The sequence below is a fragment of the Patiriisocius hiemis genome (assembly GCF_031846325.1).
Lineage (GTDB): Bacteria > Bacteroidota > Bacteroidia > Flavobacteriales > Flavobacteriaceae > Patiriisocius_A > Patiriisocius_A hiemis.
This window is the reverse complement of sequence record NZ_JAVRHZ010000002.1, coordinates 253,193-265,626: the sequence shown is the minus strand read 5'-3', so window position 1 is coordinate 265,626 and position 12,434 is coordinate 253,193. Positions and strand designations below refer to the sequence as shown.

Below are 12,434 nucleotides of genomic sequence, written 5' to 3'. Positions count from 1 at the left end.
AAAATTTCAGAAATTATTAAAGAGAGAAACTCTCGCCGCAACCACAGGTTCTATTGGCGTTGGGGTTGTTAAAAACAAATCCTTTTCCATTAAGGCCTCCACTATATTCTAATGTAGTACCTACCAAGTATAAAAAGCTTTTTTTATCCACGGCTATTTTTACTTCATGATCTTCAAAAACCTTATCATTTTCTCCTGATGCGTGATCAAATTTTAAGTCGTAAGATAAACCTGAACAACCACCACTTTTTACACCAACCCTAACAAAGTCTTGTGCAATATTAAACCCCTCTTCACTCATAAGCTGAGAGATTTTATTTTTTGCGTTTTCACTAACTTTAATCATGTAATAAAAATTAATTCTAAATTGTGTGCAAATATACGGCAAATACTACGGTTTACCATAGATAGAAACTTAATTAAACGTTATAAAACCATAGAGGAACCTAATGGCTGTAGAGTAAAAACCTTTTTTATTGTTGAAAATCTGGATTGCTAATAAATGAAGGGTCTGATAGTGTTAGTAAAAAAGCTTTTAGGTCTGCTTTATCTTCTTCGGTTAATTGCACACCGCCTTCATCCACTCGTTTCATAAGTGGGTCAATGGTTTCTGAAAATACTAGTCCTTCACTATAGTGATTAATTACTTCGTCTATAGTTGCAAATCTACCATCATGCATATAAGGTGCAGTATAAGATAAGTTTCGCAAGGAAGGGGTTTTAAACAATCCAAAGTCTCTGGGGTCTCCGGTTACATCGCCTAGTCCATTATCTTCAAAAAACTCATCCAAACCATTGTTATGAAACGCATTGTCTGTCCATAAGGGAGTTTCTGGAAGACCATGACAATGAAAACAGTCTCCACGACCTTCATCTAAAAAAACATTGAGTCCATTTTCCTCTTCAGGAGTAAGCGTGGCTGTACCGTTCAAAAATTGGTCAAATTTAGAGTTCCCAGAAATCATAGTTCTTACAAACTGGGCAAGGGCTTTGGTCACCATAGTAGAATCTATTCTACTATTACCAAATGCTAATCTAAATAATTCTGGGTATTCATTATCGTTTTGAAGTGAATTCTCAACGTTGGTCCATGTGTTATCCATTTCAACAGGATTGGTTACAGGACCAAACATTTGATCTTCAAGACTATTTGCGCTACCATCCCAATTAAATTTTTCATTAAAGTTAAAAGCAAGATTTTGGAGCGGCATGGAGTTTCTAATACCTTCTTGACCTGTTACTCCAATGCTAAATTGTCTAGGGTCTGAGAAAGCATTTTGTAGTCTATGGCAACTTGCACAAGAAATACTATTATCTCTTGAGAGAATACGATCAAAAAATAGTTTTTTTCCTAAAGCCACACCTTCAACAGTCTGTGGGTTATCTGCTGGGATTACGGGAGGAAGGATTGAGCTTTCAAAAAAAGCAGGTACTTCTAGGGCTAAAGGGGTTGCGGTATATTCTTCTTCAGGCTCACTATCACTACATGATACTAAGCATAGTATAAAGAAGAGTAAACCGAATATATTTTTTAACCTTGACATTTTTATTGTGTAATTTCTCCTAGTGAAAATACAGTTGCACCATTTTCATTCATGTCTAACTGTGCTTGAAAATTTGGCATTAAAACTTCAAAACGAGAATTTAAATCCCAAGTAATTGGATTTTTAAACCACTCTGCAATGTTTGCTTTTACTTCAATAGTTGTGTTTGAGCCAATTGTAACTGTTCCAAGATTTACACTAAAGGAAGTGTCTCTGAGCTCTTCAAGTGTATCAGGTCCTGGAGGAAGTGTAGTATGTTTATTTGCCCTAACTGTATGAAATTGAAAACTAGTAACGTTACTAGCGCTATTAATATAAGTGCCTTCAATACGTTGGTAGTGATAGCCACCACCTAAAGGAGCTGGGACATTCCAAAAACCGTCTTCAGAGTTTAAATCTGGATAACCACCTTCTTTGTCATTATCCTCATCATCAAATCCAAAGGTAAAAGAAACAGTATATTCTCCTTCAGGAATTTGGACTGAAGGTGTGAACTCTAGGTTTCTACCTTCACGAGCTAACACTAAATTGTAATCACCTGAATCAAATACAGTTCCATTAGAAGTTGACGTAAATGTAATATCCGAAATTAGATAGTTTACTTTAGAGAGTGTCATACTTTCTCCATTAGCATTTACATAGGTAGTGTTTTCATAATCTGAATTTTCAATTTCTTCCCCATCCCAGTTTTGACTGAAACGGAAGTTAACATTTGCTTCTTCTTCATTAATACTAACTTCGTCATCATTACAAGAAGCGGCTATAAGACCTAAACTTAGTAATAATAATATTTTTTTCATTTTTTTTTTTTTGAACTTTTCTTTTTAATTAAATTTTGAGATTATAATATCTTTTTGCCCTTTATTTATTGTGATATCTCCGTCACTACTTTCAGTATTTCCAACAACAATTATTTTATTATCTGAAGTTTGTATTACATCTTCTCCAAAGTCTAAAGCAGAGCCTCCAATGTTTTTTTCTGATATTAACTCGAGGTTTTGGTCTAGAATAACAGTCCAAATATCATTTTGACCATTGTTACTTGATACATCTCCATCATTACTCCTTGTGGTTGAAGTAATTGCATAATTGCCATTTTGTAATGTTACTATACTTCTAGCAGACTCAAATTGAGTTCCTCCAATAGATTTCTGTTGTAATATATCACCAACATCGTTAAACTTTAGTGTCCAGATATCTGCGTTACCAATAGTTTCAGTAACATCTTGGTCTGCACTTCTTGTATCTCCTGCTAACATATAGTTACCATCTTGTGTTTTGGTAATTCCATAAGGTATGTCAATTTCTGAACCGCCGAAGTTTTTTTGCCAAATGAGATCTCCTTCTGAAGATGCTCTTACAATCCAAAAATCGTAAGCGCCTTTGTTATTTGTGATATCTACATCTTCACTATCTGAAAACCCAATAATTATAAAATCTCCATTATCTGTCTCTACTGCATCATGCGAAGTATCTGTAAATGACCCCCCAAAATAACGACTCCAAATTAGTTCTCCGGATGCATCTAGTTTTAATGTCCAGTAATCACCACCTGCATGTCTGTTTGAGTTTCTGCCACTATTACCTTGGCCACCACTAGCAGTAACATCTAGAATACCCGAGACAAAAAAGCCACCATCACTAGTTTGAAATATATCATACGCTTGGTCGTTTCCTGCAAACCCATAATTTTTTTCCCATTCTATAGCTCCTTGACTTCCTACTTTAACTATCCAGAAATCAAAGAAACCTGCGTTGCTAGATACATCTCCATCGCTACTTCTACTTTGTCCAGCTAGAACGTAACCTCCATCTTGGGTCTTAAAAATACTTCTTGCTCTTTCATCTTCACTACCACCGTAGGTTCTATTCCATATCATTTGCCCAGAAGCGTCTAGTTTGATAAGCCAAAAGTCTAAATCTGTACTAGTTTTGTCTGTGATATCACCATCAATACTATTTGTAGTGCCCAGAACGGCATAACCACCATCATTGGCTTCTACTACAGAAATAGCATCGTCTATTCCAGAGCCTCCAAAAGTAATCGTGAAATCTATTTCTAGAATTGGGTTTTCTTCATTTTGATTTTCAATAATAGATACCTCATCATCATTACACCCAAATAGGGCGAGTGAAATAAAAATTACCGATATTGATTTTATTACTCTTTTTCTTAGCACAGTTTTTTATTTTACAACGATTTGTTTTGTGGTTGTATTATTTATTTTGAGAATATAAACTCCAGCAGATAATGATGAAACGTTCATATTTTTTTGGTTAGTAGCTATAAAGTTTTCTGAAAGAAGCTGTTGTCCTAACATAGAATATACCTCAACTTTGGTTATTTCTGCATTAGATGAAGTGATAGCTATGTTTCCAGAAGTTGGATTAGGGACTATTGCAAAATTATCTATATCATTTTCAGAAGCACCTAGCACAACTGTGGCATCTTTTACAAGCGTAAATCCTGCTGTTCCACTTATTACTATATTTCCGCTTTCAAAAAATGGATAGACGTTCCAGGTTCCTGAGGTTCCTACGTTATTTGTGCTAGGGTGAACATCAAAAAAGCCGTATTCAGAAAAATTCTGGTTTGCAATATCGCTTATATCTATAACTGTCATTCCTCTATTGTAATTTGCAAAATAGTACTTATCTCCAACTACATATCCATTATGATCTGAAGCAGGTGTTGGACCAAAAAATTCAAAAAGAAATTGGGGTGCATCAAGATCTGTTAAATCAAAAATTATAGTCCTAGTATTAAACCCTATGTTTATTTCATCTGTTTCATCCCCTAAAATAAAATAGCGTTGGTCTTCAGTAAACCAACCTTGGTGGGCATATCCTGGATTAGGATAAGGAAGTGTTGCAATTGATATTGGATTGGACTTGTTTGTAACATCTACAATAGATATAATATCATCACTACCAAAGCTACCGTGGCTACCAATATAGATTTCTTGGTCTGTATAGTCTGCGTCAGGACCACTATACGTTACCACTTGCGCATCATGGCTATAGTCGTCTAATGCAAACCCACCAGCAGCTACAGGATTCGCTGGGTTTGTAATATCTATAAAATGAGGACCTCCATTAAATGTACCTGTTCCAACTGCATATGCAAAACCAGTATCTTCATTAATTACGATATTATGGGCACTACCAAATTCACCATAAAAAGCAGTATTTGAAAAAGTAACAGGTGGATTTGTAACATTGCGTAATTGGGTTAAATCAAACACCTGCATTCCATGATTAAATGCTTCACTAACAATAAAAGCATGGTCGCTGTAAACTTTTATATCTCTCCAAGTACTTGGGTCTGTTTGAGTTGGTAGTTTTCCTAAATAAATAGGATTAATAGGGTCGCTAATGTCAATAAATGCAGTCCCATTATCTAACCCAATAATTGCGTACTCAATACCAGAATCTGGATCTGTCCATCCCCAAGAGTCATTTGCTCTAGATGCATTCATTTGTCCGGGGGTAATTTGAGACAGTAAATCGTAATTTTCACATGGAAAACCAGCTGCTCCACCTCCAACACAAGGAGTTTGTGCATATAGTATTGTTGAAAATGTAATGAATAAAAGGTATAGTTTGCTTTTCATAGTAATTGCTTTTAGTAGGTTTTAGATAGAAAACCTTACATTTTTATAATTCTTTTTGATACTGTATTATTTACTTTGAGAAAATATACGCCATTTTCTAATTGAGATATATTTACTACTTTTTTTCTAGATAAAATGTTTTCTTTTAGAATAACAATTTTTCCAGTAACATCAATAATTTGAAGGTTTTCTAGTTCTTGCAAATTAGATTCTATGGTAATATTATTATGCGAAGGATTTGGATATATTTTTAGGCTATTTTCAAAAGCTTCTTCAGAAACAGATAAAGTGGTATTTACGGCCAACTGAAAACTACAAACACTAGTATTTCCAAAACTGTCTTCAGCTTCAAAACTAATAGTGTAATTACCCTCTGTGAGTTCTGTTCCTGGAGCTGGGTCTTGTGTTGTTGTTAGTCCATTTATGCAATTGTCTGTTGCCGTGGCAGTTCCGCCTGCTACATAATCAGGCAGTGTATAAAAGTTTTGGCCACTATCAAAATCTACTGTTGTATTAGCGGGACAAGCAATCTCTGGGGCTATATTATCTTCAATGGTAATAGTTGCTGTGCATATATCTCGGTTTCCAAAATCATCATAAACTTCTAGATCAATTGATATTGTTCCAATGTCCGAACAATCAAATTGAGTTGTGCAAATTAGCTTGTATACAGTGCCACTATCATCACTAGAACCATTGTCAACATCATCTGCACTTAAAACTGCTTGCCCATTAGTGTCAAGTTCAAGTGTTACATCTTGACATACAGCTGTTGGTGCTGTGGTGTCATCTGTTTCGGCTTTTACTAATAAAAAACCTCTGTTGATATCACTTATTACAATGTTTCCGCTATCAAAATAAGGATATACACTCCAAGCACCACTAAAACTTGCGCTATTACTTCCTGGGTAAGTATCAAAAAAGCCTTCTTCGACTATGTTTTGGTTTTCAATATCACTCACATCAATAACTCTAAGACCGGCTCTATAATTTGCCATGTAAAACTTAGTCCCTTTTACATATCCATTATGATCTATTGCAGCAGTAGGGCCAAAATATTCAAAATGAAATTGAGGATTGTCAAGGTCATTAAAATCAAATACAATGGTTCTTGTATTAAACCCTACACTTTGTTCATCTATCTCGTCACCCAATAAAAAATAACGTTGGTCTTCAGTAAACCAACCTTGATGGGTGTATCCTACATTACTATAATTTATTGTTGAAATCCCTACTGGATTAGCCTTGTCTGTAATATCAACAATAACTATCTCATTAGCATTACTACCTATTAGTATTTCTTTGCCAGAGTAATCTTGATCTGGACCACAGTAAGTTACTACTTGTGCATCGTGACTATATGAACCTAAGCTATAACCACCTTCACCCACAGGATTCGATGGATTTTGAATGTTTATAAAAATAGGGCCTCCATTAAATGGTCCTGCACCAACTGGATATGCATATCCAGATTCTTCATTAATTACAATATTATGTGCGCTACCAAACTCATCAAAGTGAGCGGTTTCAGGAAAAGTTACAGGAGGACTGGTTACGTTTCTAAGCTCAGTTAAATCAAACACTTGCATTCCGTGACCACCGGCTTCACTTACAATATATGCATGATTATTATATGTTTTAATATCCCTCCAACTACTACTAGTAGTATGCGTTGGAAGTTTTCCAAGATAAACAGGGTTAATTGGATCTGTAATATCAATAAACGCAGTACCGTTATTAAGGCCTACTAAGGCATACTCATTTCCATTTGAGGGGTCTGTCCACCCCCAAGAATCATTTCCTTCGCTAGCGCTTAAAGTTCCAAGAGAGATTTCGCTCTGAAGCAGGTATCCATCACAAGAGTAAGGACCAGCAGTTCCACCTGTACATGGTGTTTGTGCTGTTAAAGTTAATACACATAGGCTAAATAGGGGTAGTAAGATTTTTTTCATTTATTAAATTTATTGGGTTTTTTTAACGATAAATAGTCCGCCATTTATATCGCTTATTATAATTTTTCCACTTTCAAAAAATGGGTATACATTCCAGACTCCATTAAAAGAAGCACTATTGTTTTCGGTATAAGTATCAAAGAATCCAATTTCTCCAAGACCTCCAGAGCTAATATTTGATATATCTAAAACTCTTAGGCCAGCTGTATAATTTGCCAAAAAGTATAGATTGTCTTTAACATAGCCATTATGATCTATAGCTTCTGTTGGGCCTAGGTATGTAGAAAGTAGCGTTGGACTATCTAAATCTGAAAAATCAAAAATTAATGTTCTAGAGTTAAAACCAAAATTTAATTCATCAGTCTCATCTCCTAAAATAAAATATTGTTGATTCTCTGTAAACCAACCTTGATGTGTATATCCAGTTTGATTATATGATATGGTTGAAATATTTTGTGGATTTGATTTATCTGTGATATCAGCAATGATAATTTCATTTTCATTACTGCCAATTAAAATTTCTTTACCTAAATAATCACTATCTGGACCATTGTAAGTTACAACTTGCGCATCATGGCTGTAATCACCCATTGCATATCCGCCCTCTGCTATTGGATTAAGAGGGTCTTGAATATTTATAAAATGAGGGCCTCCATTAAAAGTTTGAGTCCCTACGGCATAAGCATATCCGGATTCTTCATTAATCACAATATTGTGTGCGTTTCCAAATTCATTATAATTAGCTGTAGCAATAAAGTTTTGTGGTGGATTTGAAACATTTCTAAGTTGTGTTAAATCAAAAACTTGCATTCCATGATTTGTAGCTTCGCTAACTATAAAAGCATGGTTGCTGTACACTTTAATGTCTCTCCATGCACTAGCAGAAGTTGCTGTAGGTAGTTTTCCTAAGTAAACAGGATTTTGTCCAGTAATATCAACAAAAGCTGTTCCATTATCTAACCCCATTATTGCATACTCTTTTCCAGTATCAGGGTCTGTCCAGCCCCACGAATCGTTACCTCTTGCTGCGTTAAAATCTTCAAGGTCAAGATGCATAAGTAAATCATAACCATTACAGGGATAAATACTTGCCATACCATTTTCACAGGGTGCTTTGTCAAGTATTTCTATAGTTTCATCATCATCTTGTTGTTCCATATCATCCATAGGGATTTCTTCAGGTGTTGAGTCTGAAGAACAAGAATACAGACAAGTTAGGAGACTCAATAAAAGTAAGTGTTTTTTCATAGCATTATTAAGGCTTGTAAAAGTATCATTTTTTCAGTAAAATATATTGATTTTCTGAGTTATATAAACATAGTGTGAGAATATTATGAGTGTTAATTTGATTAAAAAATAAAGATGCATTGTTAATAGAAACTCTATTTTTGCAAAATAATTTTATAATATGTTTGAAAACAAGGATAATTCAAAGACTAGTATTTCTCAATTAGGGGAGTTTGGTTTAATAGATCATTTAACTAAGCATTTTACAATTGAGCAAGAAACTACTATTAAAGGGATTGGTGACGATGCTGCAGTATTGAATTATTCTGAAAACCAGAATGTGGTTATTTCTACAGATTTATTGGTGGAAGGTGTACATTTTGATTTAAGTTATATGCCGCTAAAGCATCTAGGCTATAAAGCGGTAATGGTTAATCTAAGCGATATTTATGCTATGAATGCAAACGCCACTCAAATAACAGTTTCTTTAGCGGTATCAAATAGATTTCCAGTAGAAGCACTTGAGGAACTATATGCAGGTATCACGCTTGCTTCCAAAAAATATAATATTGATGTAGTTGGAGGGGATACTACCTCATCAACCTCAGGGTTAATAATTAGTGTGACAGCAATAGGTACTGTAAACAGTATAGATGTAGTGTATAGAAATGGTGCAAAAGAAAATGATCTTATTGTTGTAACAGGAGATGTTGGAGCAGCATATTTAGGGTTACAAGTATTAGAAAGAGAAAAAGAAGTTTTCAAGGTGAATCCAAAATCGCAACCAGACCTAGAACCTTATACTTATTTGGTTGAGAGACAGCTAAAACCTGAAGCTAGAAAAGACATTCCTAATTTATTGGCAGAACTTGATGTTAAACCAACTTCAATGATAGATGTTAGTGACGGGCTTTCATCTGAGATAATCCATATCTGTAAACAAAGTGATGTAGGCTGTAACTTATACGAAGATAAAATACCGCTTGACCCTCAAGTAATGGCAACATGTGAAGAATTTGAATTAGACAGCACAACGGTTGCACTTAGCGGAGGCGAAGATTATGAGCTATTATTTACTATACAGACAGAAGACTTTTTAAAGATTAAAGCAAACCCTCATCTTACAGTCATTGGGCATATTACAGACAAAAAAGAGGGTATGCATTTAATTACTAGGGCTAATACAAAAATTCCTTTAATTGCTAGAGGTTGGAACTCTTTGAGTGAAGAGTAAAGTTTATTATACCGCAGCTCTTTGTTTAAAGTATTGTTTAAAAAGCAAATTGTTTTCTTTCCAGTAACTGGTTAGCTTTACCATTCTACCATAGCCATCGGTGGTAAATTCCTGTTTGCATTCAATACATTCAAATTCTTTAAGCATAATGTTTGTATTATGCTTAGCAACAATGTTGTGACCTCTAAATTTACATTTAACGTTTTTCATGATTCTTATATATTGAAGTTTTACAATTCAATTAGTAAAACATGAAAGCTTTAAGTGGGGTGAGAGATGGCTTGTAAATCTTTAAATACAGCTTTTAAGTTTTTTTGTTATAGTAAATGTAGTGATTTTTTATCAATAAATAGGATTAAAAACATATTTATACGATAAAATGCAATATTTTAACAATTTCTTTGCGTTTTTCTAAAAGCGAGAAATGCCCAGTTTTTACTTCAAAAAGAGTTGTATTTGTTGTAGTTGCTATGTTGCGAGAATCTTCAATAGGTATGATTACATCCTCAATTCCTGCGATACTGTATTTTTCATTGGCAAAGTCTTTTAAAACAGTAGTTCTGTCAATTCTATCTCTTAGTCCTTTAATGGAAGCGATTATTCCTTCAGTAGAAAAAGTACTTGCCTCATCTTTTTGTTTCTCTATTTCGCTCCTATATTTTTCTCTGTTTTCTTCTGAAAAAAGGTTGCTTATTGCCATACTAACATATGCTTTTTTGTTGCGTTTAATTATTTCAATAGCTCTAGATCTGTTTTTCTTTTTTTTTGGATTGTCTAATTTAGAAGTAGAATTTAGTAAAATTAGTTTTGAAATAATTTCTGGATATTTTTCAGCAATAGCAAGTAATACATAACCACCCATAGAGTGTCCTACAAAAGTGGCTTTGTTAATGCTTTCTTTTTCTAGAATAGTAAAGATAACCTCTGCTTGTAATTCCATAGTATGGCTATTTGCAATAGCATCACTTTTACCATGTCCCGGAAGGTCAATTAGTATTACTTGGTAGTCATTAAAGTCTGAAACTATTGGAGACCACATAGTGCTGCTTTCTAAAAAGCCATGCAAAAAAACAATTGGTTTTCCAGTTCCTTTTATGTTATAAAAAATAGCGGAATTGTTAAAGTGATAAATCATTTTTCTATCTTGACAAACAAATATCTGCTAATGTCACAGACTAAACAAACCTTTATTACAGCATTTGCTTTGTTTTCCCTTTTTTTTGGTGCAGGAAACCTTATTCTTCCACCTTTTTTAGGGTATAATGCTGGCGAAAATTGGATTTGGGTTTTAGTTGGGTTTTTGATTTCGGCGGTAATAATACCTATTTTGGCAATTTATGGTCATGCAAGGTTGCAAGGAACAATTTTAGATTTTGCATCAAAGATTTCACCTGTATTTGCTATTATTTATGCAGTTTTAATCTATGCTATCTCCGTTACGTTGCCTTCACCTAGGACAGCTTCTGTAACCTATGAAATGACAATTGCACCTTACTTTGAAATGTCTTCTCTTTGGTTAAGTGTTATCTATTTTGCACTAGTATTAATTTTTGTTTTAAACCGAACCAAAATCCTAAGCCTTATTGGAAAGTTTTTAACTCCTTTAATTATTGTATTGCTTTTGGCTATTATATCTATTGGACTTTTTGGAGATGTAAGTAGTGTACGCGGGAGTATTTTTGAAAATACTTTTACTAGTGGAATTTTAGAAGGCTACCAAACATTTGATGCTATTGGAGGTGTCGTTGTTGGTGGAATAATTGTAATTTCTTTTGCGCTACAGGGAACTTATAACTTCGAAGAAAAGAAAAAAATGATAGGTAAAGCAGGCTTTATCGCAGGTTTGGGTTTGTTGCTTATTTACGGAGGTCTAATTGCACTTGGGGCTCATTATAGTGATACTATTATGGTTGAAGACAGGGTGCTACTTCTTACACAATTAAGCACCAATGCCCTTGGGGATATAGGCACAGCATTTTTAGCTGTTCTAGTAGCTCTAGCTTGTTTTACAACAGCGGTTGGTATTGTTACGGGAACAGCAGATTTTGTAAAAGGACTAGCAAATAATTCTCAAAAGGCATACACAATAACAGGTGTTTTAGGCTGTATTTTGGGTGTTGCAATTGGTCAATTTGAAGTACATTACATTATAGACGTTGCACTTCCTATTTTACTGTTTATTTATCCAATAACTATTGTTTTAATTATATTGAATGTGCTTCCTAAGAAATTAGTACCGCCTCTTGTTTTTAGGGCAGTAACCATAGCAACAATACTTTTTAGTATCCCAGATTTTTTACAGTTTTTCCTTGCTGAAGGGAGTCTAGATAGTGTAACTAAATTTATCCCTCTTTCTCAAGAAGGTATGGGTTGGGTACTGCCTGCGTTAATAGTTTTCTTAACTATTCAATTATTTGAATTGAGAAAAAAACAAGAATCAACTTGATTTTAATGGGACAACTATAGTTTTTGCCCAGATATCCCCAACTCGTTGATTATTTTTAGTATTATTTATTGTTACAATGCCAACGAGTCCAAAAAAGAACATGTCAACAGGGTCAAGTAAATGTCGCTTTAAGGATTCTATAAAAGTTAGTTTTCTATTATTTCCATTTAAAGGAATAGCCTTTAAGCCTACTAGTGAATTACCAATCGTGCCGCCTAGTCCACTTTCAAAACCAACTGTCATTAAAAACCAAAAACAAATTGGCGCAAATGAGGGAAAACCACTTATTGAATAACCTCCATCATTATTTGGTTGCCCATAAGTGAAAACAAAAAAAAGTAAAAACCCATAAATAATAGAATAATCTATTAGACCAGCAATAATTCGTCTTATTATGTTTGGATTTGTATTAATACT

12 protein-coding genes are annotated in these 12,434 nt (G+C 34.2%); 2 read left to right on the top strand and 10 right to left on the bottom strand.

Annotated features, from left to right (window positions below):
- Positions 1-16: 16 nt before the first annotated feature.
- The 7 genes from RM538_RS05350 to RM538_RS05315 all read right to left on the bottom strand — a co-directional run bounded on the left by RM538_RS05350 (position 17) and on the right by RM538_RS05315 (position 8,358).
- Entirely contained in the window at positions 17-346 is a 330-nt protein-coding gene (locus RM538_RS05350; RefSeq protein WP_311332370.1) for a HesB/IscA family protein, read from the bottom strand.
- Between the two features lie 127 nt (positions 347-473).
- Complete coding sequence (locus tag RM538_RS05345) at positions 474-1,544, bottom strand: cytochrome-c peroxidase (RefSeq protein ID WP_311332369.1); 1,071 nt, start codon at positions 1,542-1,544, stop codon at positions 474-476.
- Positions 1,545-1,546: 2 nt separating this feature from the next.
- The gene (locus RM538_RS05340) at positions 1,547-2,344 is read right to left on the bottom strand and encodes an MbnP family protein (protein ID WP_311332368.1); all 798 of its coding nucleotides are present in this window, start codon (positions 2,342-2,344) and stop codon (positions 1,547-1,549) included.
- Between the two features lie 24 nt (positions 2,345-2,368).
- Complete coding sequence (locus tag RM538_RS05335; protein ID WP_311332367.1) at positions 2,369-3,724, bottom strand: hypothetical protein; 1,356 nt, start codon at positions 3,722-3,724, stop codon at positions 2,369-2,371.
- Between the two features lie 6 nt (positions 3,725-3,730).
- Positions 3,731-5,158 (bottom strand): choice-of-anchor B family protein, encoded by a 1,428-nt coding sequence (locus RM538_RS05330; RefSeq protein ID WP_311332366.1) that lies wholly within the window; start codon positions 5,156-5,158, stop codon positions 3,731-3,733.
- A gap of 35 nt (positions 5,159-5,193) precedes the next feature.
- The gene (locus RM538_RS13445; RefSeq protein ID WP_432279795.1) at positions 5,194-7,110 is read right to left on the bottom strand and encodes a choice-of-anchor B family protein; all 1,917 of its coding nucleotides are present in this window, start codon (positions 7,108-7,110) and stop codon (positions 5,194-5,196) included.
- Positions 7,111-7,119: 9 nt separating this feature from the next.
- Positions 7,120-8,358 (bottom strand): choice-of-anchor B family protein, encoded by a 1,239-nt coding sequence (locus RM538_RS05315; RefSeq protein WP_311332365.1) that lies wholly within the window; start codon positions 8,356-8,358, stop codon positions 7,120-7,122.
- A gap of 160 nt (positions 8,359-8,518) precedes the next feature.
- Here RM538_RS05315 and thiL point away from each other — a divergent pair, with 160 nt between their 5' ends.
- Positions 8,519-9,571 (top strand): thiamine-phosphate kinase, encoded by a 1,053-nt coding sequence (gene thiL, locus RM538_RS05310; RefSeq protein WP_311332364.1) that lies wholly within the window; start codon positions 8,519-8,521, stop codon positions 9,569-9,571.
- Between the two features lie 6 nt (positions 9,572-9,577).
- On the opposite strand, the gene RM538_RS05305 is transcribed toward thiL, so the two are convergent.
- A complete protein-coding gene (locus RM538_RS05305) occupies positions 9,578-9,781 on the bottom strand; it encodes a hypothetical protein (protein WP_311332363.1) in 204 nt (67 codons plus the stop codon).
- A 157-nt stretch (positions 9,782-9,938) separates the two neighbouring features.
- Entirely contained in the window at positions 9,939-10,706 is a 768-nt protein-coding gene (locus RM538_RS05300) for an alpha/beta fold hydrolase (RefSeq protein ID WP_311332362.1), read from the bottom strand.
- A gap of 30 nt (positions 10,707-10,736) precedes the next feature.
- On the opposite strand from RM538_RS05300, the gene brnQ reads away from it, so the two are divergent.
- On the top strand, positions 10,737-12,017 hold the full coding sequence (gene brnQ, locus RM538_RS05295) for a branched-chain amino acid transport system II carrier protein (RefSeq protein ID WP_311332361.1): 1,281 nt from the start codon (positions 10,737-10,739) through the stop codon (positions 12,015-12,017).
- Here brnQ and RM538_RS05290 read toward each other — a convergent pair.
- Positions 12,009-12,410, bottom strand: a complete 402-nt coding sequence (locus RM538_RS05290) for an RDD family protein (protein ID WP_311332662.1) — start codon at positions 12,408-12,410, stop codon at positions 12,009-12,011. The two genes, brnQ and RM538_RS05290, sit on opposite strands and share 9 nt — an antisense overlap.
- Between the last annotated feature and the right edge of the window lie 24 nt (positions 12,411-12,434).

Coding starts and splice junctions, on each gene's coding strand:
- thiL (WP_311332364.1), top strand. CDS start 8,519: ATGTTTGAAAACAAGGATAATTCAAAGACTAGTATTTCTCAATTAGGG.
- RM538_RS13445 (WP_432279795.1), bottom strand. CDS start 7,110: ATGAAAAAAATCTTACTACCCCTATTTAGCCTATGTGTATTAACTTTA.
- RM538_RS05345 (WP_311332369.1), bottom strand. CDS start 1,544: ATGTCAAGGTTAAAAAATATATTCGGTTTACTCTTCTTTATACTATGC.
- RM538_RS05300 (WP_311332362.1), bottom strand. CDS start 10,706: ATGATTTATCACTTTAACAATTCCGCTATTTTTTATAACATAAAAGGA.
- RM538_RS05305 (WP_311332363.1), bottom strand. CDS start 9,781: ATGAAAAACGTTAAATGTAAATTTAGAGGTCACAACATTGTTGCTAAG.
- brnQ (WP_311332361.1), top strand. CDS start 10,737: ATGTCACAGACTAAACAAACCTTTATTACAGCATTTGCTTTGTTTTCC.
- RM538_RS05315 (WP_311332365.1), bottom strand. CDS start 8,358: ATGAAAAAACACTTACTTTTATTGAGTCTCCTAACTTGTCTGTATTCT.
- RM538_RS05340 (WP_311332368.1), bottom strand. CDS start 2,344: ATGAAAAAAATATTATTATTACTAAGTTTAGGTCTTATAGCCGCTTCT.
- RM538_RS05350 (WP_311332370.1), bottom strand. CDS start 346: ATGATTAAAGTTAGTGAAAACGCAAAAAATAAAATCTCTCAGCTTATG.
- RM538_RS05330 (WP_311332366.1), bottom strand. CDS start 5,158: ATGAAAAGCAAACTATACCTTTTATTCATTACATTTTCAACAATACTA.